This window comes from Megasphaera sp. ASD88, assembly GCF_002287425.1.
GTDB classification, from domain to species: domain Bacteria; phylum Bacillota; class Negativicutes; order Veillonellales; family Megasphaeraceae; genus Megasphaera; species Megasphaera stantonii.
In genome coordinates this window covers 40,270-66,461 of sequence record NZ_NQXW01000013.1, presented here as the reverse complement: position 1 = coordinate 66,461, position 26,192 = coordinate 40,270, and the positions used below count along the sequence as shown (strand labels likewise).

Sequence of the window (26,192 nt, the reverse complement as noted above, 5' to 3'; positions counted from 1 at the left end):
ACGGACCAATGGTGTACCAGTCATGGCGCCAGGTGTGCAGCTGGGTAGCTACGTCCGGGACGGATAAACGCTGAAAGCATCTAAGCGTGAAACCAGCCTAAAGATGAGGTTTCTCATTGTGAAAGCAAGTAAGGTCCCATGAAGACGACATGGTAGATAGGCCGGGAGTGGAAGTGCAGTGATGCACGGAGCGGACCGGTACTAATAGACCGAGGGCTTGACTTAAGTAGAGAAGCGGTTTTAAAGGAGCGAAAGCGACGCGTAAAACCGACTGAATCACTTATCCTTTAGGGTAAGCAGAGAAGCGCTTACTCCCGAAGGGAGTGGGTGAGGGAATCTGGAAGCAGGTTCTGAGGAAGGAACCGTAAGCAGAGCGGAGGCTCGTTAAGGAAGTTCGTTTTATGCAGTTGTAAGGGCACGGGCCCTTAAGAAAATTCAGTGGCGATAGCTGCGGGGATCCACCTGTTCCCATGCCGAACACAGCAGTTAAGCCCGCAAACGCCGAAAGTACTTGGGGGGAGGCCCCCTGGGAGGATAGGAAGCCGCTGATTCAGAAAGAACGTATACGTCATGTATACGTTCTTTTTTTGTATATGGCGGCTTCCTATCCTTCCAGGTTCCTGGGATAAGCAGCGAAGCGCTTTTAAAGGAGCAAAGCGACGCATAAAAGCGACTGAGTCGCTTATGTCGGGTCCGTGCGTAAGCAGCACATGTCATGAAGAAGTATTCATGTGTGCAGACCCGACTGATAGGTGCGACGACCGTTAGCAGAAGAAGTATACATTAGGTATGCGTTCTTTTTTTGTATATGTGCGGCTTCTTATCTTTTGAGGTATGTCATACCTATGTGGCAAAAACTGTCAATTCGAAGCCCTGAGGGCGATACCCTGAACAAATAAGCACGACGCATAAAAGTGACGGATACATGAGATGACCACCAGCAGGAGACGTATACGATATGTATGCGTTTTTTTTTGTATATGGGCCTTTTTATCCTTTCAGCATACATGACGACTTTTCCTATATGTCGCGCCTTACAAATGTATGATACAATGAGTTTAATTACTTGTGAATCTAACTGTCCATACAAAACAAAGAGAAAGGATAGATCATCTCTATGAAAGATAAACTCGTTATTGTCCGCGGCGGCGGCGATATTGCGACCGGCACAATCCAGGCTTTGCATCGGGCTGGATTTTCCCTCTTAGTGTTGGAAGTGGCCGACCCGTCGGCGATTCGGCGGCAAGTCGCCTTGTCCGAAGCCGTATATGATGAAACGGCGTCTGTCGAAGACCTTACGGCCCGTCTTTGCCGAAGCGCCAAGGCTATCGAGAGGGCCTGGAGCAAGGGGGAAATCCCGGTGATCATCGACCCTAAGGGCCGCTCTATTGCGGAGCTGCAGCCCTGGGCCGTCGTCGACGCTATTTTAGCGAAACGCAATCTTGGCACGAATAAAGACATGGCACGCCATGTCGTCGCCTTGGGCCCAGGCTTTACGGCCGGCGTCGATGCAGACGCCGTTATCGAGACGATGAGAGGCCACGATTTGGGGCGCATTATATTGGAAGGACAAGCTGTGGCCAATACGGGCGTGCCGGGGCTGATAGGCGGTTATGGAAAAGAGAGGGTCATCCACAGTCCGGCGGCGGGCCGGTTTTACGGTCTCGTCTCCATCGGACGCGTAGTCGAAAAAGGGCAGCTTCTGGGCGTTATTACGAAGGAAGCCCTGCCGGAAGGATACGTCCCGAAGCCGGATGACGGAGTACCCGTGCCGGCCTCTTTGACGGGATTGATTCGCGGCCTGATTCGGGATTCCTATCCTGTCGTCGAAGACTTTAAAATCGCCGATATCGATCCGCGGCAGGAAGAAGTGAAAAATTGCTTCACCATTTCCGACAAGGCTCGCTGTATCGGCGGAGCCGTTGTGACGGCCTTGCTGTGGCTAGAAGGGCGGAAATGTCAGGAGGCAGGGCATGAGCTGTAATCAAACCTCGTCTTGCCATGAATATCCATGCCTGCTGTACCGAAACGGACGGACAGAAGCGTCATCGGCTATGCTTTCCGACGAAGTCGAGTGGGATCTGTGGCTGAACGGCCGCTGTGTACGCCATATGACGTCGTCGCCTCATGAGCTGGACGTATTGGCCGTCGGCTATTGCCTGCAGCAGGGCCTGATAGAAGACGGTCAGGCCATTCGTGCTTTCTATGAAACTCGCGGCGTATCTGTTGCCGTCGTCGGCGTTAAGCAGGCCTTGGCGAGTAGTCGAAAGGCCATGACCGTTACGGCCGAACGGTTATGCTCGTACGGCACGCTGCTGGACGAATTATCGGCGGCTCACCATGTGACTCACGGCGTTCATGAAGGGGCTCTCGTGCAGGATGGAGTCGTCCTGGCCTATGCGGAAGACGTAAGCCGGTATAACGTGCTGGACCGTTTGGCCGGCGAAATATATCTCCGCAATATAGACACGTCGCAGGCCGTCTTGGTATTCAGCGGCCGCGTGCCGCAGCAGGTGGCGGAAAAGGCCAGCTCCCTCGGCGTATCGTGCATTGCCTCGCGGGCCATGGCGACGAGCGCCGGCATTGAAGCGGCGGAACGGCTGGGCCTTACGCTGGTCTGCGCCTTGCGGAGCGATTCGTTCCGCCTTTTTACTCATGAAGAACGGATTATCAAATCATACGACAAAGACCTATGCAGCCTTTGACAGCATGCATAGGTCTTATTTTGTATCTTTATATTCGCCGCAGCAGCAGGACGGGAACTTCCTCCCCCTCGGTCAGCGGCGGCGAGTGTTTGGGGCGCAGGGCCAGGGCGTTTGCCGCCTTTAGCCCTAAGAGGGCGCTGGACGTGACGACGTGGTTCGGCGTGAATACCGGCTGGCCTTGTACAAAGGAAAGGCGTCCCTGGACGAATCGGTCTACAGGATTTTCCTTCGTCAAATTTCCGTTCAGCCGGCAGGTTACGACGGGGAAATCGCCGCGCTTTTCGCCGCGGAGCTGCCGCAGCACCGGGACGGCCAGGAGGTGAAAGGCGTTGAATGCTGCCGAAGGATTTCCCGACAGTCCCAGGACGGGCACGGCGTTGCCGCCCTTTCGTTCGATGAGGCCGCCGTACGACGCTGAGCCGGGCCGCATAGCGATGCGCCGGTATAGCTCTCTGGCTCCCAAATGCTGAAAGAGCTGGGGCATGGTGTCGTACAATCCGACGGAAACGCCGCCTGTCGACAGGAGCAGGTCGGCGTCGGCAGCCAGCTCCCGTACCCGCTCTATTTCCGCAGCCAGCTTTTCCGGCGCGTCGCTGACGTGGCAGAAGGCGACGCTGCGGATTCCTTCGTCGCGCAGCAGCTGCTGAAATAGATAGGCGTTGGAGTTGTATATCTGACCGTATTGCCGTTCCTCACCGGCCATGACGAGTTCCCGACCCGACGTGACGAGGAGTACCCGAACGTCTTTATACACGGGAATCGCCGTATTTCCCATGGCGACAGCGACCGATACGGCCCCGCCTGTCAGGTACGTTCCTTGGGGCAGGAGTACTTCGCCGGATTGGCATTCTTCGCCGATGGGAATGATATTGTCGCCGGGCTGGGGAAGCGTCGCCAATTCGATCGTATTTCCCCGACGGAGGACGGACTCCTGCATGACGACGGCCTGACAGCCGTGCGGCACGGCGCAGCCCGTCATGAGGCGCACGGCTTGGCCGGGAAGGACGGGCTCGTCATAGTGCTCGCCGGCGCCGATGGTGGCGACGACCTCGTAGGACCGCTCCTTTCCGTTCAGGCTGAGGGCGTACCCGTCGAAGGGCGATTTCCGATAGGGCGGATAGGGATGAGCCGCGCAAATGTCGGCGGCGGCAATGCGGCCCCAGGCCGTATCGGGCGGGACGTATTCTATTGCATGCGTCGTATGAGCCAGTACGCCGCGCCAGATGGCGGCGGCTTCGGCCAGCGTGAGGGCGTTCATGACGATACTCTCCTGTCACATATATCAGGTGTTCTTTTTCTTTTTGCGGGGAGGCGGCGGCTCAAACAGGGAGAGAGCTTCCGTCGGGCAAGCGTCGATACAGGCCGGCGACCCTTTGATCGTATTGGCGCAGAGGTCGCATTTTAAGGCCACCAGGCGGAAGGACCGGCCCTGGGTGTTGCCGTGGACGATTCGGGTCATCGTAATGGCCCCGAACGGGCAGGCCCGGGCGCATTTGCCGCAGCCCCGGCAGGCGTCCTCGTCGATGACGATGGTGCGCTCGCCGAAAAAGATGCAGTTGAAGGGGCAGGCTGCCATGCATTGCGGATTGGCGCACTGCATACAGTGGATGGGCTTGGTGACGTCGCTGGTGCGCACGATGCGGATGCGCGGCGTAAAATCGTAGCTGTCCGGCTCCATGGAAAAGATGCGCTTGCCCGTATGGCTGACGACGCAGGCGGCCATGCAGGTATTGCAGCCAATGCATAGAACCGGGTCGACTTTGACGTGTTTATACATGGTTTTCTCCTTTGACGGATACGCCCATGCGGGCGCGGATTTCTTCGTACCGCCGCTTGATGAACAATTCGGCGCCTTTCTGGTTTTGGATTTTTTCGACGCGGCAGGCGCAGTACTTGAACTCAGGCGTGCGGCTTTTCGGGTCGAGGACCGACGTGGTCAGCTCGTTGCAGGCTCCGATCCACCATTGGTAGGTCATGTATGTCGAGCCGGGAGATACGCGGTCCGTCGGCAGGCAGCGGGTAATCGTATGGCCCCGCGGCGAGACGACGTTGACCAGTTCCCCTTCCGTAATGTCCAGGTTCCGGCAGTCCTCGGTGTTCATGGCGATGTAGCCCGGCTCGTCGGCCAGGCCGGCCAGGACGCGGCAGTTGCCGGTCATAGTGCGGACTGAATAATGGCCGACCTCGCGAACCGTAGCCAGCGAAAAGGGATATTCGGCGTTTTCCCGTTCGCGGACCGGCGTATAAGGATAATAGTAGAAATGGCCCTTATGGTCGGCCGTGGCGAAATGGCCTCCTTCATGGAGGATCGGCGTGCCCGTGTCGGACGGGTCTTCTGACGTGCAGGGCCATTGGATGCCGTGGTTGGCGGCGATTTTTTCATAGGTCGCGCCGGTAAATTTGGGGCATAAGCGGCGCATTTCATCCCATATCTGTTCCGTGTCGGCGTAGTGCATGGGATAGCCCATAGCCGTCGCCAGGCGGCACGTGATGTCCCAGTCGGTCAGGCAGCCGTCCTGAGGTTCGACGAGCTTGCGGACGCGCTGGAAGCGGCGGTCGCACGACGTGTATACCGCATCGTGTTCTCCCCAGGCCGTAGCCGGAAAGATGACGTCGGCGTATTCGCAGGTCTTGTTGAAGAAAATATCCTGCACGATGACGAAATCGATGTTAGACAAGGTTTCCCGGACCTCGGCCAAATTCGGGTCCGATTGGGCCGGGTCTTCGCCGATGATGTAGTAGGCGTGGATTTTTTTGGCGGGGTCCTTTTCTTCCAGTACGGCGTGAGGAACCTGGGTCAGCATCATGCCGGGCTTAGACGGCAGGGGACGGCCCCAGGCCTTTTCAAATTTCTGCCGTACCTGCGGATCGGCGACAGACTGATAGCCGGGATAATTGTTAGGAAGCAGGCCCATGTCGCACGTGCCCTGGACGTTGTTCTGGCCGCGGACAGGGCCTACGCCGGAGGCGCGGCGGCCGTAATTTCCCGTCATGAGGTTTAAATTCGAGCAGGCGATGACGCATTCTACGCCTTGGGAAAACTGCGTTACGCCCATGCCCCACAGGGTGATAGTATGCTTCGACGAAGCAAATAGGCGGGCAGCGGCGCGGATGTCGCCGGCAGCCAGGCCTGTGGCGAGGGAAACCGCTTCAGGGGCGTATTTTTTCTGTGAAATTTCCGCCGCATATTCCTCGAAGCCCGTCGTGTGGGCCTTGATGAAATCGTGGTCTACCAGGTCCGACGTGACGATGACGTGGGCCATGGCGTTGAGAAACAGCATGTTGGTGCCGCCCTTGATGGGCAGGTAAATATCGGCGATGCGGGCCGTTTCAGTCTTGCGGGGGTCTACGCAGATAATCTTGCAGCCCTTCTTCTTGGCCCGTACAATGCGGCGGGCGACGATGGGATGGGACGCCGGCCCGTTGTAGCCGATGTTGAAGATGACTTCTGCATCTTCGATTTCGGGGATGTTGATAGACATCGCCCCTTCTCCTACGGACTCACCGAGCCCGGCAACAGACGGAGCGTGTCAAACGCGGGCGCAGTGATCGACGTTGTTCGTGCCGACGACTGCGCGCATAAATTTCTGCATGATATAGGCCGCTTCGTTTCCCGGGCCGCGGGCCGAGCCGGCGCCCATGACCGTATTGGGGCCGTAGGACTTGATGATGGCTTTGAGCCGTTCGGCGGCAAATTGGATAGCTTCGTCCCAGGACACTTCGACGAGGGGAGAATCCTTTCCAAACTTGCGGATCATAGGCTGGCGCAGGCGGCGTGTCAAAATCTGCGGGTCGTTGAGATAATCCCAACCGTAGAGTCCCTTCAGGCACAGGCGGCCTTCGTTGTTGACGCCGTCGGGAGAGCCTTTGGCTTCGACGACGCAGTTATGTTCCGTATCGACAGTGCAGTCGATGACGCAGCCTGCGCCGCAGTACGGGCAGACCGTAGTAATCGTTTTATAGGCTGACATAGGCAGTTCCTTTCTTACTCTTACATAGTAATGCTTAATATATCTATTTTAGTATTCTAGGCGAGAATATGCAAATACTTTGTACAGCAGCTCCCGTCAGGATGTCGTCAGGTACAAGATATAGCCGCAAAGGCAGTCGATTTGCTCCGGCGCGATATAGCGGAAGAAATCGTTGCTGCCGCGGCCGATTACCGCTGTGATGTTGTCGAGACGTATTGACGGCGGTTCGGGGCCGTCGATGTAGATGACGGGAAAGGGGCCGTGGCTGCGGCTTTCGACGATGGCTATGTCGGCGGCCGTCTGCTGGGTCAGCCGCAGGAGAGCGTCTTCCTTGCCTTCGCCGGCGGCGACGTCGTCAGGGCCGCAGAGCAGGGCTTGGACTGCGCCGGCTTGCAGGGCTCTGTCCGTGTCGGAGCCCCTTTTTTCACGGCAGCGGCGATGATGAGTGCTCTTGACGTAGGCGACGGCATAGCCGCGGCGCGTCAGCTCGGCGATGACCTGTACGGCGAGGCTCGTCTTGCCGTCTCCCGAGCGGGCGGCAGAGAGGGAGACGATGGGGACGGCGCGGCTGCGGTTGGCGTCGACAGCCAGGGCGTCCTTGTAAGCCGACGGCGTGTTGACGTTTTCATATAGAATCGGCGCGCCTGCGTCGTCGAGGATGCGGACGGCCAGCTTGTCGGCAATGGATAAGACGCGGCGTTTTCCCGCGGCCAAGGCTGCCTGCACGGCTTCGAGAGCCGCCTCTTGCTTGTATATGGCGGCCAGAGGCTGAGGCCTGTTTTCGGACATAGGAAGGAATAGGTCGACCAGCGATGTTTGAGACAGCTCCGGCAGGAGCCGCTTCACAGGAGAGAAATCGTAAAAAGGCAGGTCGACGGACAAGACGAGGCAGTACGAGCAGGTACAGGCGCGGAAGGCCGCTTCCATGCCGCCGAGGGGACCGCAGCCTTGGAAACTGTCAGCGACGACGATAATGCGTGCAGCCAGATCCGGCGGAAGGGAGGAAAGGTCGGGAGGCCTATTGGCCGAGACGACGATTTCATCGAAGGCGACGCCTTGGCTGCGCAGCAGCAAATCGGTCAGCAGCGTCGCGCCGCGCCACGGCAGGGCCGCCTTGTCGCGTCCCATGCGGGAGCTGCGGCCGCCGGCCAGGATGACCAGGCCGAGTGAAGCAGTACGTACGATATCCGTCAATGCAGATTCCCCCTTTGCATTCCCCATGTAGTATGTCTATGGTACCATAGGATGCGGAAAAAGGGAAAGCGTGCAGATAGAATAGAATAACCGCATGGGTATAAGTAAAATGTTTCTAAAAAAAATATTGCGTACACCCCTAAAGTCGTAGTAAAATCATGATATACAAGAATAAAAAGTAACAGAATGGGGGTGAACGAATATGAAACCTGTCCGGTTCCGTAGGCAGGAATGCCAAACAGCTGCATATCATACCAATTGGTATAATTATGTGAAATCATATACGGGGGGGGGGTACGGTTCATATTGTAGATATAGACTGAAAATGCAGGGATTTTCTACCCTGCTGCATATAGCATATCCATACAGGCAGAGCGCAAGTTCTGCCCTTTTGTCGTGCCATTTTCCCGAAGCATACCCCTTGTCATACGGAGGACAGCTGCGTGTGTAAGTAGTTTTTTAAGGTATGCAATAGCATTTAGCTAAGGAGGAAAATAGCATGAAAGGCAAACAATTACGAAAAGCCGTGCTGCTCGGTATGGCGATGAGCATGGCCGTTTGGACGACGGGCATGGCACAAGAAATAGGAGTGATTACGGAGGCTGGTCAAGTACATTCTCCATATGATACCTCTGTTGAAATGACAAATGATGATCCGAGACAAGCTGCAATACAGGTGACAGATCAACAATTTTCTATTGAAACAACTAATGGCGTTCATGATATCACTATTGAATCAGCAGGAAGCGGTATTCGTACAGAAAATGGTGAAAGTGATATTGAATTAAAATCTTCTGGAGATAACATTATACATTTTGATAATAGCGCTGAAAGTGATGGAGATGGGATTACCGTTGAAGATAATTCAAAAGTTACATTACATGCTGAAAATGGAATGAATGAAATTAGTTCCCAAATCAAACAAGATGGAGTAGGCGATGGCGTTCGCATTGAAGGTAACGGTCAGGTTGAAGTCAATGGACGATATAATACGATTTCTGTTGGCGATGATGGGTTATATATTCATGAAATCAGTAATGCCAATTCTAAAATTGAAATTACTGCGACCAGCGCAGATGCCAATGGCGTAGGTAATACGATCAATGGTAAAAATGGTATTCACACAGACGGAGCAGGAACGGTTAATGTTATCTCAACCGATGGTGGAAACGTCATTCACGGAACGCAAAACGCTGTATATGCAAGCGGTTCGGGCACGATTACTATTAGTGCAACTGCGAATAATACCGGTGAAGGAATCTCTTGGCTAGCAGATTATGAGGACTATAATAACATATTAACTAGTGGTGGCAACGGCGTATATTCCGACAACACGGGTACAACAAATGTTATTGCTGATCATGATAATATCATAGCCGGTACGACGAACGGCATTTGGTCTGACAAAGCTGCAGGGACGATAAATGTAACAGCGGGCAATAATAATATTATTGGATTGTATGAAGATGAAAGTAAAACTATTACAAGTAAAGATGGTCTTAATGTTGGTGCTGGAAGTGTAAATTTAACTGCTGGATATAATAACTCTATTTATGGTACACATTATGGTGTTAGTGTTAGTAATGGTGGTAGTACAAGCATATCTTCTAAGTTAGGAAATAATACTATTTCTGCTGGTGAAAAAGGCATATATACTTCAGGAACGACTACTATATCTACTGTTGAAGGGAATAATGTTATAACAGGAAATACTTCATCAGGTATCCATGTAAACGAAAATGGTAGGATAGAATTAGAAACTGACAAAGGTAGTAATAGTATATCCGGTGGAACAGAAGGGGTTTTATTTAATTCTGCGGGAAATAAGATTAGCGCATATGGAAATAATAAGATTTCAGGTGGTGATTTTGAAAAACAGATAGGTTCAGGAATCAATAGTGCTCCTATAACTGAAACTAGTAGTTTAGAAATTGTTTCTTTAGCAGGAAATAATATTGTAAAGGGCGGAATGAGTGGTATTTTATTCAATCCAAATTCTCAGTTAATCATGAATGCTGCTCAAGGTATCAATAGTGTTAGTGGAGATATTAATGGCATTTGGGAAACTACAAACTCTTCGGTTACTTTGACGGCAATGAGAAATGAAGTATTTGCGAACAATGGTGTGTGGGCAGAACAAAATAGCAGTCTGGAGTTAAATGCAAATGGAGAAGATAATTATATCAAGACTGATAGTTATGGTGTGATTGCACAAACTACCTCTATTGTTAATTTAAATGCTATTGAAGGTCAAAATAGAATTGAATCTTCTGGCTATGGCATCTATTCCACAGATGATGGAAGTAAAGTTAAATTAGAGGCTGGAGAAAATACTGTTCTGGCTGATACTTGTGGTATTCAAGCAACCACATCTTCTGATATAGATATCATTGCAGGTAAAAGTAATAACAATGTTGATTCAAAACAAAACGGTATTTTAGCTCAATCAAATGGTACTGTAAGTCTTTTGGCTCAGTCAGGAAGCAATAAGGTCAATGCAGACAATGGCTATGCTGTATTTGCTTCTGGTGAGACGTTGATAGACTTGGACGCTAAATTAAATAATGTTGTCAGTGGCAATACCTATGGCATCGTTGCGAACCAAGGGGCTGTTACCTTGGATGCTGATGCATCGAATAGTGTTGAAAGCGTAAACCAAGGTGTGTATGCTTATTCTGGTGCAGATGTTAATATGACTGCTGGAATGGATAATATTATTCATGCCGGCAATACAAAGACGGTAGAAGGTTTTGGCACAAACTACGGCATTAATGCCCGGAGCGGCAGTGCTGTAACCTTAGACGCAGGTAATCAAAACGCCGTCTTAGGCGCCGTATTTGCTAGCAGGTCGGCTGATGATGCTATGACTAACGTTACCTTAGACGGCGCCAGCAACGTTGTCCAGTCTGCCGCGGCTATTGCCAACGCTGGCGGCTTAAATGATGGCAAGGAAGTCATTTCATCTCTCTATGCCGAACACGGCGCGCAGCTCAGCCTCAGCGGCGACCAGAACGTTATCCGCACCTATGCTGACAACACGAACGAAAACCAGCTCGAACGTACTGTCTGGGCGTATGAAACGGCTGATATTACTATCGACGGCCAGACCTATATCAGCACGGACCGCTATGAAACGAGCCCCAACAGCCTCGACATCGCCGTTGCTGCCGGCACGGCAACGGACTTGAAGGAAGATAAAGTCAACGCGCCCGTAGCTGACCGGGCAACCGTCAACATCAACTACGATTCCTATACGGACGGCGACGGCAACACCATACAGAGTTCCATTGAAGGCGATATTCTTTCTGCTTATGCCGGCGAAGTAAATATTACGCCGAAGAGCGATACGGCGAAGATAGATATTAAAGGCAATATCCTTGCCGGTAACAACGGCGTCTTAAACGTCAACCTCGGCAACGGCGGTACCCTCACAGGCCGCGCCGATGACTACGGCGACGCCGGCGTCGTCGACAATAGCGGCCACGGCACGTCCTTCTTCAACCCGGCCTTCAGCAGTAAAATTCTCAAAGGTGGCGAAGTCAACCTCACTATGGGCGAAGGCTCCAAGTGGAAGGTAACGGGCCAGAGCTGGATTACAACTGTCGACACGACGGGCAGCAGCAACGCCATCATCGACCTCGTTTCATCCAACACGGACAAGAATAGCTCGGCTCATGCTCTGACGATTTACGACATGAAGGGCGATGCGGAGTTCAAAATGAGCCTTGATGCTGACCGTAGCATCAGCGATATGGTATACATGAAGCATGCTGACGGTTCGTATGTAGTCAATGTCATCGACCCGGTTACGCAGCAGGACATGTATGCCGACAGAAGTGAAGGTGGCATCTTCGACGGCCTGCGCTTTGCAACGGTTGGCAAGGGTTCGAAGGCGACCTTCCGGGCTGTTACGTTGGACGGGGGCATCAACAACATCGAATACGAAGTTGGCACGGACAGCTATGATACGAGCAATGAAAACCATCATTATGACAGCTCGACAGGCGATGGCGTCGGCAATACGGAAAAACCGGGTACGGATTTGGTTGAAGGATTCTTCGGTAGCGATGGCACTCCGGGAGCACCGGAAGCTCCTGCTAACGGCATCATGATGATGGCTGCTCGGGCGGACGAAAGTCTGGGAACCAATACGGATGCCAACGGTACGGAAGTTGACGAAACGACGAACTTCAAGCTCATCGGCATCAAGAGCAGCGAAATCTCCGATGCTGGCAAGACCGTCGTAGCCATGTCACGTGTCAACTACTCCAACGCCGTATACATGGATCGCCTGAACAAGCGCATGGGCGAAGCTCGCTACATCGACGGCGACGAAGGGCTTTGGGTTCGTATGCGTCATGACCGCATCGGTAAGTCCGACGCCTTCCGCAGCATGAACACCATGATGGAATTAGGCTACGATACGCGGGTGAACGACCGCGAAGACGGCGAACACCGTCAGGGCGTGGCCATCGACTACATGCGCGGCACGGCGGACTACAAGAACGTAGCCGGCGAGGGCGACGTTCGCCGCGGCGGCATCTGGTTCTACGATACGTGGCTGGGCAACAAGGGACATTATACGGATTATGTCCTGAAGTTCGGCAGACTGTCCAATGATTTCGAACTGTACACGAGAACTCTCGGCGAAAAAGTCACCGGCGACTACAGCAACTTCGTCTACTCGGCCAGCGCTGAATACGGCCGCAAGAAAGACCTGGGCAACAACTGGTACATCGAGCCACAGGCGCAGATCCAGTACGCTCACGTTACCGACGCCGACTACACGACGAGCCAGGATACGCACGTCCAGCTCGACGCCATCGACAGCTTGATTGGCCGCGTCGGCTTCCGCCTCGGTAAGGACGTCGGCGAAAAGAGCACCTTCTATATTAAAGCCGACGTGCTCCATGAATTCCTCGGCGATCAGGATATCGAAGCCCGCGACGCCACGGGCCTCCTCAGCACGACCTACGAAAACGAAGGCACGTGGTACGACATCGGCCTCGGTTTCTCCCACCAGTTCAGCAAGGGCACCTATATGTACCTGGACATGGAAAAATCCATCGGCAATGACAACGAAGACACGTATCAGTTCAACTTCGGCATGAACTGGAAGGTCTAAGGAGCGGTGGAACGGGAAGCGAAGTGCCCGGTCTGCGGCAAGGTCTTTACGGCGCATCGCGCGACGGAGCGGTACTGCAGCGCGGCCTGCCGGCGCTATGCTTACCGCCATCGGGACGAAGCGCCGCCGTCTCAGCAGGCCAGCAGCGGAAAGACGCTGCGCTCCTTCTGCTGCATCCGCTGCGGCAAGTTGGTCGTCGTGACGCAAGGGGCGGACAAGCGGAGGAAATTCTGCTCGCCCCACTGCGAGCGGCTGTACTGGAAGCATTCCAAAAACGTGGAGTCCCAGCCCGTACAGCATGCCTTCAGCTGCCGGAACTGCGGCGTCCTAGTAGAAATACGGGACGCCAAGGACAGGCGGACGGCCTTCTGCAGCGCCGACTGCCGCAAGCAATGGTTTTCCCTGCATCGGAAAGCCGTCGCGCATCACAGCATAAAAGGATAGAGCAGTATGCAAAACGCTCGGACAAGTTGATTGTCCGGGCGTTTTCGTTTATACTTGATATAGAATCCGATATTCGTATGCGAGAATAACGATAAGGAGAGTCTTACGATGGAAGAGAGCGAATTGCACTGCAAGGTGACGGTGCGCATACTGGCCGATAAAAAGGCCTTCGGGCCCGGCGTGGCGGCCTTGCTGCGGGGCGTGCGGGACTGCCGCTCCTTACAAGGGGCGGCGCGGCAGATGGACATGTCCTATTCCAAGGCCTGGACGGTCATCCGCGAAGCCGAGCGCATCTGGGGATTTCCTCTGACGGAATGCCATGTCGGCGGCAAGCGCGGCGGCGGGTCGGTCCTGACGGCTCAGGGCGAAGCGGTGCTGCGGCGGTACGACGACATGGAGGAAGCGGTCAAAGCCGTGGCGGCGGAACAATTCGACCGCTTTTTCAGCCGCGAAGAACTGGAAAAGATAAAAGCAGGCGAGGTGTAATATGAAGAAAATCAAGACAGAAGAAGCGATCGGCCACGTGCTGTGCCACGACATTACGCAGATTATAAAGGACGTGTCCAAGGGGCCCGTATTCCGCAAGGGCCATATCATCCGGGAGGAAGATATTCCCGTGCTGCTGTCTGTCGGCAAGGAGCATGTGTATATATGGGAGTGCGACGACTCGACGCTCCACGAGAACGACGCGGCGGCCATCCTGCGGGATATTTCCATGGGGGCGAATATGCACGCTACGGAGGCGAAGGAAGGGAAAATCGAGCTCGTCGCCGACTGCGACGGCTTGCTTACGATTCGCCGGCAAGGCTTGCAGGCCGTCAATTCCTTGGGCGAGATGATGATCGCCTCGCGCCACGGCGGCTTTGCCGTCAAACGCGGCGACGTGCTGGCCGGGATGCGGGTTATTCCCCTGGTCATCTCCCAGGCGAAGATGGAAGCGGCCAAGGAAGCGGCCGGAACGGAGCCGTTGTTCAACGTCTTGCCCTTTACGGCCAAGACGGCCGGCGTCGTCACGACGGGCAGCGAAGTGTTTAAGGGCCGCATTGCCGATACGTTTACGCCGGTCATCAAAGAAAAGCTGGCTGAGTACGGCATCGCCGTGACGCAGCACGTCACGCTGGCCGACGAGCCGGCGGCCATTGCGGCGGCGATTCAGGATATGCTGGCCCAGGGAGTCGATATGGTGTTCTGCACGGGCGGCATGAGCGTCGACCCCGACGACCAGACGCCGCTGGCTATCAAGAACACGGGGGCGCGCATCGTGTCGTACGGCGCGCCGGTACTGCCGGGGGCGATGTTTTTGCTGGCCTATACGGACGACGGCCGTCCCATTGCCGGCCTGCCGGGCTGCGTCATGTACAGCAAGCGGACGATTTTCGACTTGGTTCTGCCGTCGCTGGCGGCTGGCGTGGAAATCCAAGCCGATGAGCTGACGCGCCTCGGCGAAGGCGGCCTGTGTCTGAACTGCCCCGTATGTACCTTCCCGAACTGCGGCTTTGGGAAATAGGAGGAGCTATGGAACATTTTACCCATATAGACGATAAGGGAAACGCCGTCATGGTCGACGTGAGCGGCAAGGCGGCGACGGCGCGGACGGCGACAGCTGCCGGGCGCATTGTCATGAGCCGGGAATGCTACGAGGCGGTGACGGCCGGAGACATCGCCAAGGGAGACGTCCTCGGCACGGCCCGCGTGGCCGGCATCATGGGGGCGAAGCGGACGAGCGAGCTCATCCCCCTGTGCCATATACTGAATCTGAGCCAATGCGCCGTCGATTTCATCTTTCACGACGAGGAAGGGGCTATCGAATGCCGCTGCACCGTCAAATGCCAGGGGCAGACGGGCGTGGAAATGGAAGCCCTGACGGGCGCGTCGGCAGCCCTGCTCACGGTGTACGATATGTGCAAGGCCGTCGACAAGAAAATGGTGATTACGGATATTCATTTGCTGGAAAAAATCGGCGGCAAGAGCGGGTATTTTTCTTTTGACGGACAGGATGACCTATGATAGATACATTAGGACGCCGTATCGACTACCTGCGCATTTCGATTACGGACCGCTGCAACATGCGCTGCCGCTACTGCATGCCTGACGGCATATCCGCCGTGGGGCACGGCGACGTCCTGCGCTATGAGGAAATCGTTGCAATCTGCCGGGCGGCCCTGCGCGTCGGGATTACGAAGTTCAAGGTCACCGGCGGCGAGCCCTTCGTCCGCAAGGGAGCCGTCGGCTTTATACGGGAGCTGCGGAGACTTCCCGGCGTTGAGTCCGTGACGGTGACGACGAACGGCTGGCTGTTGCCGCAAGTGCTGACGGAGCTGCGGCGCATCGGCATAGACGGCGTAAACATCAGTCTGGACAGCCTGGACAGGGAGCAATATCAGGCTATTACGGGCGTCGACGCCTTGCCCGAGGTGCTGCAGGCGGTCCGGCAGTGTGCGGCGTCGGGCTTGCCGACGAAGATCAACGCCGTCCTGTTGGCCGATACGAAGGAGCAGATTGCGCCTTTAGCCCGCTTGGCGGAAGAGATGCCTGTAGACGTGCGGTTTATCGAGCTCATGCCCATTGGCTGCGGCGCATACCAGCAGGGCTGCAGCGCCGACGAGGCCTTGGCGGTCCTGCGCGGTGTCTATCCCGATTTAGCGCCCCTGTCGGTCCGGCGGGGTAACGGCCCGGCGGCGTATTACGCCAGCCGCCAGCTGAAGGGATATATCGGGATGATCGCGGCGAATTCGCACGTCTTCTGCCGGCAGTGCAACCGCCTGCGGCTGACGAGCACGGGGGTTTTAAAGCCCTGCCTATGCTACGACGACGGCGTGGACCTGCGGGCTGCCGTCCGCTCCGGCCAAGGGGAAAATCTATTGGCGCAGGCCATAGAACAGGCCATACTCCGCAAGCCGGCGAGGCATTGTTTCGACGAAGCGAAGGCCGTTACGGAACGGAAGGCCATGAATGAAATTGGAGGCTAGTATGGGAATTGTAAGAGCTGTTTGTACGAGTCAGGCCAAGGGGACGCAGAAGCGGCCGGAGCCCTTCGTCCGCTGTCTCGTCGATTGGGGGATTGAAGGCGACGCTCACGGCGGCCGCTGGCATCGTCAGGTAAGTTTATTGTCTCAGGAAAAAATAGAAGAATTCCGCCGGCGCGGCGCGCCCGTATCGTACGGCGATTTCGGCGAAAACATCGTCGCCGAGGGCATTGATTTTTCGTCGTTGCCTGTAGGCACGCTCTTTCGCTGCGGCGACGTCCTTTTGGAAATGACTCAAATCGGCAAGGAATGCCACAGTCACTGTGCCATTTACCAAGCCGTGGGCGACTGCATCATGCCTCGTGAGGGCGTCTTCGCCCGCGTGCTGGAAGGCGGCGTCATTCGTCCCGGCGACAAAATCGTCGTGGAACCGCGGCAGGGGAAACGGCCCTATCAGGCGGCGGTGATTACCTTGTCCGATAAGGGAAGCCGCGGCGAGCGCAGGGACGAAAGCGGCCCTGTCGTCGCCGAAGCGCTGCGGCAGCGGGGCTACGACGTCGTAGAGGAGCTGCTGCTGCCTGACGGCATCGAGCCTCTCAAAAAGGAATTGATGCGGTTGGCCGACCAGCGGCAGCTGGACTTGATTTTGACGACAGGCGGCACGGGATTCGGGCCGCGCGACATGACGCCTGAAGGGACTCTCGCTGCGGCGACGCGGCAGGCTCCGGGCATCGCCGAGGCCATGCGGGCGGCGTCCTTGGCCGTGACGAAGCGGGCCATGCTGTCCCGGGCCGTCAGCGTCATTCGCGGCAAGACCCTTATCGTCAATTTGCCGGGCAGCCTTAAGGCTTGCCGGGAATGTATGGACGTTTTTTTAGATACGATTCCTCATGGGCTGGATTTGCTCCGCGGCGACGGCGGCGACTGCGCCCGATAGTATGAGCAAACAAACGGAAAGGATGAAGAACGTATGAAGTGGAAGACTGCCTTAGGTATGATATCGCTTCTCGTGAGTGTTGCCGTATTGGCTGGCTGCGGTGCTGAGAAACAGGGAGCGGCGGAGCAAGAGAAGACGAAGCTCACCGTTTTTGCGGCGGCCAGCATGACCGAAACGATGAACGAAATCGCCAAGGCGTATCAGCAGGAGCATCCCGATATAGAAATTGTCTATAATTTCGACTCGTCAGGGACGCTGAAGCAGCAGATTCAAAACGGCGCGGCCTGCGACCTATTCATTTCGGCAGCCCAGAAGCAGATGGACCAGCTCGATGCGTCGAAGGATGAAAGGGCTAATCCGGAGAAGCTGGATTTCGTGCTCCCGGGGACGCGGGTCGATTTGCTGGAAAACAAGGTCGTCTTGGCGACGCCGAAGGGAAATCCGAAGCAGATTACCAGCTTCGATGATATGGCGAAGAAGCTTAACGACGGCTCTATCCGCCTGGTCATGGGCAACAGCGACGTGCCTGTAGGCCAGTATACGCAGAAGATACTGGCTCATTACGGACTGGATGAACAGGCTGTTGCCGAGCAGGGCCGTATTACGTACGGTTCGAACGTCAAGGAAGTTACGACGCAGGTCAAGGAAGGCAGCGCCGACTGCGGCGTCATTTACGGCACCGACGCCTACAGCGCCGGCTTAAAGCCTGTCGACGAGGCGACGAAGGATATGTGCGGCCAAGTCGTCTATCCGGCGGCCGTGTTGAAGGCCAGCGCCGACCCGGAAGCGGCGAAGGCCTTCCTTCAATATCTCCGGAGCGACAAGGCCCTGGCCGTCTTTGAAAGCGTCGGCTTCAGCCGGGCGAGGTAAGTATGGACTGGTATCCTCTCTGGAACAGCCTGCGCATTGCCGCGATTTCGTCGGTTCTCGTCTTTTTTTGCGGTATCGCCGCCGCTTACTATGTGGCGAAAGCGCCGCGCCTCGTCAAGGGCGTCCTCGATGTCGTCCTGACGCTGCCCCTGGTCCTGCCGCCGACGGTATGCGGCTGGCTCCTGCTGCTGGTCTTTGGCCTGCGTCATCCCGTCGGCATGTTCCTCCATGACGTAGGTTTTCCCTTGGTCATGACTTGGTACGGCGGCGTCGCGGCTTCGGCTGTCGTCGCCTTTCCCCTCATGTATCGAACGGCCCGCGGCGCCTTCGAAAGCTTTGACGAGACACTGACCTGGAGCGGGCAGACCCTGGGATTGTCCAATACGTATATTTTTTGGCGCATCCGCATGCCCTATTGCAAGCAGGGCATTTTGGCCGGCCTCGTCCTGGCCTTCGCCCGGGCGCTGGGGGAATACGGCGCGACGAGCATGCTTATCGGCTATATTCCCAAGAACACGGCGACGATTTCGACGACGGTCTATCAGCTGTGGCGGACGAACGACGAATATGGTGCGTTCGTCTGGGTTCTCGTCAACATCGCGATCAGCGCCGTTGTCCTGGTGACGGTCAGCCTGATGGAACGGAAAAGCCGCCGAAGGGAGGTCTGGTCGTGATAGATGTGCAGTGTTATAAACGGCTCGGCCGGTTTTGTCTGGACGTGGAATTTCAGGCTCGCGGCGTACTGGGCCTGCTGGGGCCGTCGGGAAGCGGCAAGAGCAAGACCTTACAGTGCATCGCCGGCATTGAGCGTCCCGACCGGGGGCGTATCGCTGTCGGGAACCGCGTCTTTTTCGACGGGGCGAAGGGCGTGAATCTGCCGGTGCAGGAACGGCGCGTCGGCTATTTGTTTCAGCATTACGCCTTATTCCCCAATATGACGGCGGCCGAAAATATCGCCTGCGGCGTCCGGCGGCACGTTGGCCGGGGCGAACGGCGTGCCATCGTCGCGGCGATGATGGAGCGGCTCGGCTTGACGGGACTGGAAGGCCATAAGCCGTCCCAGCTGTCGGGAGGCCAGCAGCAGCGCGTGGCCCTGGCCCGTATATTGGTTAACGAGCCGGATATTCTGCTGCTGGACGAGCCCTTCAGCGCCTTAGATGCCGGCCTGAAGGAACAGGTCATGGCAGAGCTGACCGACGTGCTGCGCCAATTCGACAAGGATGTCGTCGTCGTAACCCACAGCTACGAAGAAGCGTACCGCCTGTGCCGCACCATCGCCGTCCTCCATGACGGGCGCATCGACATCATCGGCGAGCGGGACGCTGTATTCGCCCAACCCCAATCGAAGACGGCGGCGTCCCTCATGGGTTGCCGCAACATCGCGCCAGCCCGGAAAACGGGGCGGAGGACTGTCTTCGTGCCGTCGTGGAACTGCGAATTTACGGCGGCCTGCGACGTGAAGGATGAATTATGCGCCGTCGGCATCCGGGAGCGTTCGTTCAGCCCAGCCGTGCCCGTCAATTCGCACGCCGTTTCGATTACAGAAGAGACGAAGCTGCCCTTTGGGACCTTGGTCGCCTTTCGCTGCGACGGCCAGAGGCCCGACGCGCCGCCCCTCGTCTGGCTGGCCGAAGGCGGGCGCGCCGATACGTTGGGCGTGCGGCCTGAGGATATATTGCTGTTATACCGATAAGGACTATGCGGAAAGGATAGGATATATGGACGACGTATTTCTGAGATTGGAAGAAGAACTCCGCGCCGGCCGGCCGGCGGCGCTGCTGACGGTAGTGGAAAGTCACGGCGCGACGCCCCGCGGCGCCGGCAGTCGCCAGCTCGTATTGGCCTCCGGCGATACGGTGGGGACAATTGGCGGCGGCATCGGCGAGTATAAGGCCTGCGAGGCGGCGAGACGGGTTTTGCAGGACGGCGTATCCACACTGCTGGAATATGATTTGAGCCCCGGCGCGGCAGCGGATATGGGGGCCGTGTGCGGCGGTACGGTTATGGTCTTTTGCCAGTATATCGGGCCCGATGCGGCAGCCTGTATCGGAGCTATGGTTGAATCTGGCCGAAATCGCAGGCCCTATCTGCTCCTGTGCGATATGACGGAGCCTGAGCGGTGGGCTATGGCCGTTTCCGGGCCGGAAACGATATACTGCGGCGATAGACGACATGCGGCGGATTTGCAGCGGTTTTTACAGGATTGTGGAGAAAATCCTACATATAAGCCGCAGTTAATACAGTATAGTGGGAGATTACTATACGCTGAGTCCTTTTTTCCATCGAGCAGGGCCTTTATCTTCGGCGGCGGCCACGTAGCCTGCGCCCTGGTTCCCGTATTAGCCCGCGTCGGCTTTTCCTGCGTCGTCGTAGACGACCGGGAAGACTTTGCCAATGCCGAACGGTTTCCCGACGCCGAGTCCGTCGTCGTCGCCGACTTGGAGCACCTGCCGGATTTCCGCATCGGTGAAGACGATTACGTCTGCATCATGACGAGGGGCCACGTAGGCGACTACGTCGTAGAGCGGCAGATGCTGCCGCTGCGGCCTCAGTACATCGGTATCATCGGCAGCCGAAATAAGTTGCATTTCGTGCGGGAAAAGCTGCTGGCCGACGGCTTTGCAGCAGAAGAAATAGATAACACATACGGGCCCATCGGCCTTCCCATTTCTGCGGCGACGCCGGAGGAAATCGCCATCAGCATTGCGGCAGAGCTCATCGCCGTCAGGGCGCGGCGGGAAGGTCGGGAAAAGGCCGACGCGAAGAAGTGGAGGGCCGCCGATGTGCCGCATATTCTCCTGCCGTAACGGGGCGGCTGAAGAGATGCCGTCGCTGTGGCAGGGATTGGCATGCAGCTGTCCACTCTTGGCACGGAAGGAAACTGCCGTCGTCGCCTTTACCGGCTCAGGCGGCAAGACGACATGGATCTATAGGCTGGCAGAGGAACTGTGCCGGCAGGGAAAACGGGTCGCTGTCGCGACGACGACTCATATGTACGAGCCGCCGCCGGAACTACTGGCTGATGATGCCGAGACGATGAAATCGCTGCTGGAAGGGCGAGGCTTCGCCGTCATCGGGCAACGGGACGGCAGGGGTAAGATTACCTACGGCGGCGATGCTCTCTTTACTGCATGCCGCGCCTTAGCTGACGTCGTCCTCGTCGAAGCCGACGGGTCGCGGCAGCAGCCGCTGAAGTGCTTCGGCCCGCATGAGCCGGTCATCCCGCCGGATGCAGACTGCATCGTCCATGTGGCGGGATTATCCGCCTTGGGTCGTCCTCTGGACGAAATCTGTTTCCGCTGGGAACAAAGTCGATGGGAGCGGCGGCAGGCCGTTACGGACGAGGTCTTCGCCGCCGTCGTCCGTTCATGCCTAGCGTATTTGCGCCGGAGCTGGACGGTGCCGGTCATACCTGTTTTCAATCAGGCCGATGAGGAAGCGGCCCGGCTGCGGGGACAGGATTTGCTGCGCCGCCTGGACGAGCCCATAGGACTGATGACTTTTTTTGACAAGGAAGAACGGGAGGGTATACGGTGCATATCGCTTTGATTTACATGGCGTCGGGCTTCAGCCGGCGCTTTGGCGGCAATAAGCTGCTGGCTCCGCTGGCCGGCAAGCCCCTGTATCGCCATGGCTTTGACCAGCTGCAGGACGCAGCGCGGCGTATCAGCGTTTCCTTGTCGTGCTCGTGCTGCCTATACGTCGTCAGCCAGTATGACGAAATTCTGTCGTGGTGCCGGGCTCATGGTGCGATTGCCGTGAAAAATACGGCCGCCGGAGAAGGCATGGCTGCATCTGTCCGCCTGGGAGTAGAGACGTCTGCCGCCGCTGATGCTTGGGCCTTTTTCGCCGCCGACCAGCCCTTTCTTTCCAGCGAGATCATAAGCGATTTCGTCAAGCAATACGCGCAGTCGGGATGCGGCATAGGCTGCGCCGTATCGGGCAGCCGCCGCGGCAGTCCGGCGATTTTTTCCCATGTTTATAAAGACGAGCTGCTGGCCCTGCAAGGCGATAGAGGCGGCAGGGCGATATTGGAGACATACGAGGACGACCTATGGCAGTTCGCCGTGCCGGAAGGCGAGCTTTGCGATATCGATACGAGAGACGATTGGGAAGCGACGGAAAGACAGTTAGAAAAAAAGCGCTTGGATTAGAAAATCCAGCGCTTATTTTTATGGGCGAAGTTATATCGGCGAGGATTTGTGGGCATCCATCCTTGCTTTTCGGCAATGCTCGTTTGCTGCATTTTTTATTTAGATAGAACAGAATCCCCTATGCTTGCGCGAAGAAAAATCATAGGATTTTTGTAAAATATAAGATCTGCATACAATATAAAGATGAAATGATAGGAAATCCTTTGTATATACGGTATGGGAAGTCTTATTCGTAAATGTCATATGGCAAATGAATATTGAACATATAAAATTAACTGGAACGCCTGTTTTATAAAATATTTTCTAAATAAAAACACCGAAAATATAAAAATATAAAATAAAATTCGAAAATAACCTTTACAAATTAAAATAAGGGAGTATAATAAAGAACGTAATCGGAGCAGGGGGTTATACGTATAACTCCGATTACTAAGATAGGGGAAAGAGGGGTATTATGACTAAAAAAATATTTAGAACGAAAAGTATTAACGAGTTCATCTCCGAAACCAAAATGGACGGCGGGATGAACAAGTTCCTCGGCACGTTCGGTTTGACCATGCTGGGGATCGGCGCCATCGTAGGGACGGGGATTTTCGTCCTGACAGGCGTAGCGGCGGCAAATTATTCTGGTCCTGCACTGGTTATTTCATTTATTATCGCCGCCTTGGCCTGCGGATGCGCCGCCTTATGTTACGCTGAATTTGCCGCAATGGTTCCCGTTGCCGGCAGCGCGTACACCTATGGATATGTTGCTTTAGGTGAATTTTGGGCTTGGGTCATCGGTTGGGATTTGATTTTGGAATATGCCTTCGCCGTATCGACCGTCGCCATCGGCTGGTCCGGGTATTTTAACAACATTCTCATGAACTTGGGAATTACCTTGCCGACGGCGCTGACCATGGCTCCCCATGACGGCGGCATCGTCAACTTGCCGGCCGTTCTCATCTTAGCTGTCGTCGCCTTTGTCAACATCCGCGGCGTCAAGCAGAGTTCCTTCGTCAACAACGTCATCGTTGCCATTAAGCTGGCTGTCGTCGCATTGTTCCTCGCGCTGGGCTTCAGCCATGTCGACGCCTCGAATTGGGTTCCGTTCATGCCCTTCGGCTGGTCGGGCGTATTCGCCGGCGCATCGATTATCTTCTTTGCTTACATCGGCTTTGACGCTGTTTCCACGGCGGCAGAAGAAGTAAAAGACCCCCAGAAATCGCTGCCTCGCGGTATTATCTTGTCCTTGATTATCTGCACGATTTTGTACATCGCCGTTTCTGCCGTATTGACCGGCATGGTTCCCTTTATGCAGTTCCAGACGACAGCGGCTCCCGTTGCCTTCGCCTTGCAGGCTGTCGGCTATCACTGGGGTGCTGCGGCCGTATCGGTCGGCGCGATCTGCGGCCTTACGTCCGTACTGCTGGTCATGAGCTTTGGTCAGAGCCGCGTACTGTTCGTCATGTCCCGCGACGGCTTGCTGCCGAAATTCTTTGGCCACGTTCATTCGAAGTATAAAACTCCGGCTAGAAGCTCCGCTCTCGTCGGCGTCATTACGGCTATTACAGCAGGTTTCCTGCCCATCAACGCCGTAGCAGAAATGACCAATATCGGCACGCTCTGCGCCTTCATCATCGTTTCGGCTGCCGTCATCATCCTGCGGAAGAAGAACCCCAATCAGCAGCGCGCTTTCAAATGCCCGCTCGTGCCGCTTGTACCGGCTTTGGCTATCGTCTTCTGCGGCATCCTGATTTACATGCTGCCGCTCGTTACGCAGATTCGCTTCGTCGTTTGGCTCCTCGTCGGCTTGGCTATCTATTTTGGCTACGGCTACAGCCACAGCATCATTTCTAAGACGAGACGAAGCGCCGTTCCTGCCGGCTCTGCCGCTGCCAATATGAATCCGGCTGCGCAGCCGACGAAGGGGCATTAAGTTACAGTAGCCAGCCTTTTTCTGATAATGATATACTGACATGCATACGCTGAACCCCGCCTGCTGTTTATAGCAAGCGGGGTTCAGTCATATTATGGGAAGCACAAGAATACGAATTTTTATAGCAATTCGAATACAGTGGCTTTACGTAAGCTCGTATATGTTCGGTGTTGTTACGATTTTGAGCGATGAAACCGTGAGGACAGGGGCTTTGAGTTCTGCGCTACGATGAGAAGAATACCGGCTAATATCAGAACCATGCCGGCGGCAGTGCTGACATACAGCCTTTCGCCTAAGAAGAGGATGCCGCAGACGACGCCGACGACAGGGACGGCCAAGACGGCAATAGAGGCCTTGCTGGCTTCCATGCAGGTGAGGACGTAGTTCCAGAGGAAAAAGGCCAGGGCGGAGGCCAGGATGCCGTTGTAGGCCAGGCAGGCGACGGCCATAGGCGTCCAGTGTACCTGGCCTGTTTCCATACAGCTGGTGTAGACGAATAAGATGATAGAGCCGATGGTCATCTGCCAGGCCGTGTATTGAATCATATTGCAGTCCTTGCCTTTCAGCCTGCTGTTTTGATACTTGATGACGACGTTTGCTACGGCCCAGGAAATGGCGCCGCCGATAGTGATGAACAGGCTGGAGGCGTTGCCGAGGGAGTCGATGTGCATGAGGATAACCAGGCCGATCATGCTGACGACGACGCCTAAGGCCTTGCGCTTCGTCAGCTTTTCATTTAAAAAGAAATGGGCCAGGATGGCGACCCATACGGGCATGCTGTAGTTCAGGACGGCGACGAGGCCGGCGTCCAGGTCTTTAATGCCCATCTGCATGGCCGCGTTGTTGCCGGCGATCTGCAGCAGTCCCGTCAGGGCGATCCATTTCCAGTACCGCCGCGGCGGAAGGGGCAGCTTCAGCCAGGCGTTGACTGCCAGCAGGATGGCCGCGCCGACAGCGAAGCGGTAGCAGGCAAAGAGGACCGGAGGGAAAAAGAGCGTCGCCTCCTTCATGGCGACCCAGTTAAATCCCCAAATGGCGTATATGAGCAGCAGTGCTTTAATCATGATATCTACTCCCTTTACGATAGTGCGTTATGGTTTTTATTATAAAGGACAGCTGGGGGAATGCAAGGGATTTCGTCAGAAAAACGGCTTGGCAAAATATGGTATAATAGGGTCATCGTACAGATGGAAAGGAAGAATACATATGAAATGCATTGTACTGCTGAGCGGCGGCGTCGATTCGACGACCTGCCTGGCTATGGCTGTGGAACGATACGGCGCCGGTGAGGTAATGGCCCTGACGGCCTATTACGGGCAAAAGCACGCGAAGGAAATACAGGCGGCCCGCCAGGTAGCCGCCCATTACGGCGTGGCTCATAAAGAAACGAATTTATCCCAGGCCTTCGCCCTGAGTGACAGCTCCCTGCTGCAGGGAAGGGGCAGGGAAATCCGCCACGAGTCCTATGCGGAGCAGCTGAAGGAATTAGGCGGCGAAGGGACTGTTGATACGTATGTGCCCTTCCGCAACGGCTTATTTTTATCTTATGCCGCGGCGATTGCCGTCAGCGTCGGCGCCGAAACGATCTATTACGGAGCCCACGCCGATGACGCGGCGGGACGGGCGTATCCGGACTGTACGCCCGAATTTGAACAGGCCATGGCGACGGCTATTTACGAAGGATCGGGCCGCACGTGCCGCCTGGAAGCGCCGCTGCTGTCGTGGAACAAGGCCGGCGTTGTCAAGGAAGGGCTGCGGCTGGGCGCTCCGTACGAACTGACCTGGAGCTGCTATGAAGGCGGCGACAGGCCCTGCGGCGTCTGCGCGACCTGCATCGACCGGGCCAAGGCCTTTGCCGCCAACGGCGCAGTAGATCCGGCGCTGACGGCGCGATAGATTTCCGACTGT

At 55.8% G+C, this 26,192-nt stretch carries 23 protein-coding genes and 2 rRNA genes; 19 read left to right on the top strand and 6 right to left on the bottom strand.

Annotation, left to right across the window (positions count from 1 at the left end; all coding sequences use genetic code 11):
* The 4 genes from CJ260_RS07975 to CJ260_RS07960 form a co-directional block, all read left to right on the top strand.
* A 23S ribosomal RNA gene (locus CJ260_RS07975) occupies nucleotides 1-225 on the top strand; the annotation flags it as partial.
* 209 nt (nucleotides 226-434) lie between these two features.
* Nucleotides 435-551 (top strand): 5S ribosomal RNA (rrf, locus tag CJ260_RS07970).
* Between the two features lie 566 nt (nucleotides 552-1,117).
* On the top strand, nucleotides 1,118-1,984 hold the full coding sequence (yqeB, locus tag CJ260_RS07965) for a selenium-dependent molybdenum cofactor biosynthesis protein YqeB (protein ID WP_095629815.1): 867 nt from the start codon (nucleotides 1,118-1,120) through the stop codon (nucleotides 1,982-1,984).
* Entirely contained in the window at nucleotides 1,974-2,705 is a 732-nt protein-coding gene (locus tag CJ260_RS07960; RefSeq protein ID WP_095629814.1) for a formate dehydrogenase accessory sulfurtransferase FdhD, read from the top strand. Before yqeB ends, CJ260_RS07960 begins: the two co-directional genes overlap by 11 nt.
* Nucleotides 2,706-2,733: 28 nt before the next feature.
* Here the strand turns inward: CJ260_RS07960 and CJ260_RS07955 are convergent, their stop codons facing one another.
* The 5 genes from CJ260_RS07955 to CJ260_RS12820 all read right to left on the bottom strand — a co-directional run bounded on the left by CJ260_RS07955 (nucleotide 2,734) and on the right by CJ260_RS12820 (nucleotide 9,859).
* Nucleotides 2,734-3,963 carry a molybdopterin molybdotransferase MoeA gene (locus tag CJ260_RS07955; protein ID WP_095629813.1) on the bottom strand — a complete coding sequence of 410 codons (1,230 nt, stop codon included), beginning with the start codon at nucleotides 3,961-3,963 and terminating at the stop codon, nucleotides 2,734-2,736.
* Between the two features lie 24 nt (nucleotides 3,964-3,987).
* Nucleotides 3,988-4,482, bottom strand: coding sequence for a 4Fe-4S dicluster domain-containing protein (locus tag CJ260_RS07950; protein ID WP_095629812.1), 495 nt, complete (start codon nucleotides 4,480-4,482; stop codon nucleotides 3,988-3,990).
* Nucleotides 4,475-6,676 (bottom strand): formate dehydrogenase subunit alpha, encoded by a 2,202-nt coding sequence (gene fdhF / locus CJ260_RS13160; RefSeq protein ID WP_095629811.1) that lies wholly within the window; start codon nucleotides 6,674-6,676, stop codon nucleotides 4,475-4,477. The genes CJ260_RS07950 and fdhF overlap by 8 nt, the downstream gene beginning before the upstream one ends.
* A gap of 96 nt (nucleotides 6,677-6,772) precedes the next feature.
* The gene (locus CJ260_RS07940) at nucleotides 6,773-7,870 is read right to left on the bottom strand and encodes a molybdopterin-guanine dinucleotide biosynthesis protein MobB (protein WP_095629810.1); all 1,098 of its coding nucleotides are present in this window, start codon (nucleotides 7,868-7,870) and stop codon (nucleotides 6,773-6,775) included.
* Nucleotides 7,871-9,433: 1,563 nt separating this feature from the next.
* Nucleotides 9,434-9,859: a hypothetical protein gene (locus CJ260_RS12820; protein ID WP_158221385.1), complete on the bottom strand. Its 426-nt coding sequence runs from the start codon at nucleotides 9,857-9,859 to the stop codon at nucleotides 9,434-9,436.
* A gap of 703 nt (nucleotides 9,860-10,562) precedes the next feature.
* Between CJ260_RS12820 and CJ260_RS12815 the strand changes: the two genes are divergently transcribed.
* From CJ260_RS12815 to CJ260_RS07870, 14 genes are all read left to right on the top strand, one after another.
* The gene (locus CJ260_RS12815; protein ID WP_158221384.1) at nucleotides 10,563-12,995 is read left to right on the top strand and encodes an autotransporter outer membrane beta-barrel domain-containing protein; all 2,433 of its coding nucleotides are present in this window, start codon (nucleotides 10,563-10,565) and stop codon (nucleotides 12,993-12,995) included.
* A 6-nt stretch (nucleotides 12,996-13,001) separates the two neighbouring features.
* Nucleotides 13,002-13,439 carry a hypothetical protein gene (locus tag CJ260_RS07930; RefSeq protein ID WP_095629808.1) on the top strand — a complete coding sequence of 146 codons (438 nt, stop codon included), beginning with the start codon at nucleotides 13,002-13,004 and terminating at the stop codon, nucleotides 13,437-13,439.
* A gap of 108 nt (nucleotides 13,440-13,547) precedes the next feature.
* A complete protein-coding gene (locus tag CJ260_RS07925; protein WP_095629807.1) occupies nucleotides 13,548-13,925 on the top strand; it encodes a winged helix-turn-helix domain-containing protein in 378 nt (125 codons plus the stop codon).
* Nucleotide 13,926: 1 nt separating this feature from the next.
* A complete protein-coding gene (locus CJ260_RS07920) occupies nucleotides 13,927-14,946 on the top strand; it encodes a molybdopterin-binding protein (RefSeq protein ID WP_095629806.1) in 1,020 nt (339 codons plus the stop codon).
* 8 nt (nucleotides 14,947-14,954) lie between these two features.
* Entirely contained in the window at nucleotides 14,955-15,446 is a 492-nt protein-coding gene (gene moaC, locus CJ260_RS07915; RefSeq protein ID WP_095629805.1) for a cyclic pyranopterin monophosphate synthase MoaC, read from the top strand.
* The gene (moaA, locus tag CJ260_RS07910; protein ID WP_095629804.1) at nucleotides 15,443-16,408 is read left to right on the top strand and encodes a GTP 3',8-cyclase MoaA; all 966 of its coding nucleotides are present in this window, start codon (nucleotides 15,443-15,445) and stop codon (nucleotides 16,406-16,408) included. Before moaC ends, moaA begins: the two co-directional genes overlap by 4 nt.
* A gap of 1 nt (nucleotide 16,409) precedes the next feature.
* Nucleotides 16,410-17,342, top strand: a complete 933-nt coding sequence (locus tag CJ260_RS07905; protein WP_095629803.1) for an MOSC domain-containing protein — start codon at nucleotides 16,410-16,412, stop codon at nucleotides 17,340-17,342.
* 33 nt (nucleotides 17,343-17,375) lie between these two features.
* On the top strand, nucleotides 17,376-18,212 hold the full coding sequence (gene modA, locus CJ260_RS07900) for a molybdate ABC transporter substrate-binding protein (RefSeq protein ID WP_095629802.1): 837 nt from the start codon (nucleotides 17,376-17,378) through the stop codon (nucleotides 18,210-18,212).
* A gap of 2 nt (nucleotides 18,213-18,214) precedes the next feature.
* Nucleotides 18,215-18,886, top strand: coding sequence for a molybdate ABC transporter permease subunit (modB, locus tag CJ260_RS07895; RefSeq protein WP_095629801.1), 672 nt, complete (start codon nucleotides 18,215-18,217; stop codon nucleotides 18,884-18,886).
* The gene (locus tag CJ260_RS07890) at nucleotides 18,883-19,905 is read left to right on the top strand and encodes a sulfate/molybdate ABC transporter ATP-binding protein (RefSeq protein ID WP_095629800.1); all 1,023 of its coding nucleotides are present in this window, start codon (nucleotides 18,883-18,885) and stop codon (nucleotides 19,903-19,905) included. The genes modB and CJ260_RS07890 overlap by 4 nt, the downstream gene beginning before the upstream one ends.
* Before the next feature lie 25 nt (nucleotides 19,906-19,930).
* On the top strand, nucleotides 19,931-21,019 hold the full coding sequence (locus CJ260_RS07885; protein WP_095629799.1) for an XdhC family protein: 1,089 nt from the start codon (nucleotides 19,931-19,933) through the stop codon (nucleotides 21,017-21,019).
* A gap of 58 nt (nucleotides 21,020-21,077) precedes the next feature.
* Nucleotides 21,078-21,761 (top strand): selenium cofactor biosynthesis protein YqeC, encoded by a 684-nt coding sequence (gene yqeC, locus CJ260_RS07880; protein ID WP_233127925.1) that lies wholly within the window; start codon nucleotides 21,078-21,080, stop codon nucleotides 21,759-21,761.
* Nucleotides 21,746-22,366, top strand: coding sequence for a nucleotidyltransferase family protein (locus tag CJ260_RS07875; RefSeq protein ID WP_095629797.1), 621 nt, complete (start codon nucleotides 21,746-21,748; stop codon nucleotides 22,364-22,366). The genes yqeC and CJ260_RS07875 overlap by 16 nt, the downstream gene beginning before the upstream one ends.
* A 454-nt stretch (nucleotides 22,367-22,820) precedes the next feature.
* Entirely contained in the window at nucleotides 22,821-24,284 is a 1,464-nt protein-coding gene (locus CJ260_RS07870) for an amino acid permease (protein ID WP_095629796.1), read from the top strand.
* A 173-nt stretch (nucleotides 24,285-24,457) separates the two neighbouring features.
* Here CJ260_RS07870 and CJ260_RS07865 read toward each other — a convergent pair whose 3' ends face one another.
* A complete protein-coding gene (locus CJ260_RS07865; protein WP_095629795.1) occupies nucleotides 24,458-25,348 on the bottom strand; it encodes a DMT family transporter in 891 nt (296 codons plus the stop codon).
* Between the two features lie 142 nt (nucleotides 25,349-25,490).
* Here CJ260_RS07865 and queC point away from each other — a divergent pair, with 142 nt between their 5' ends.
* On the top strand, nucleotides 25,491-26,180 hold the full coding sequence (queC, locus tag CJ260_RS07860) for a 7-cyano-7-deazaguanine synthase QueC (RefSeq protein ID WP_095629794.1): 690 nt from the start codon (nucleotides 25,491-25,493) through the stop codon (nucleotides 26,178-26,180).
* Nucleotides 26,181-26,192 lie beyond the last annotated feature (12 nt).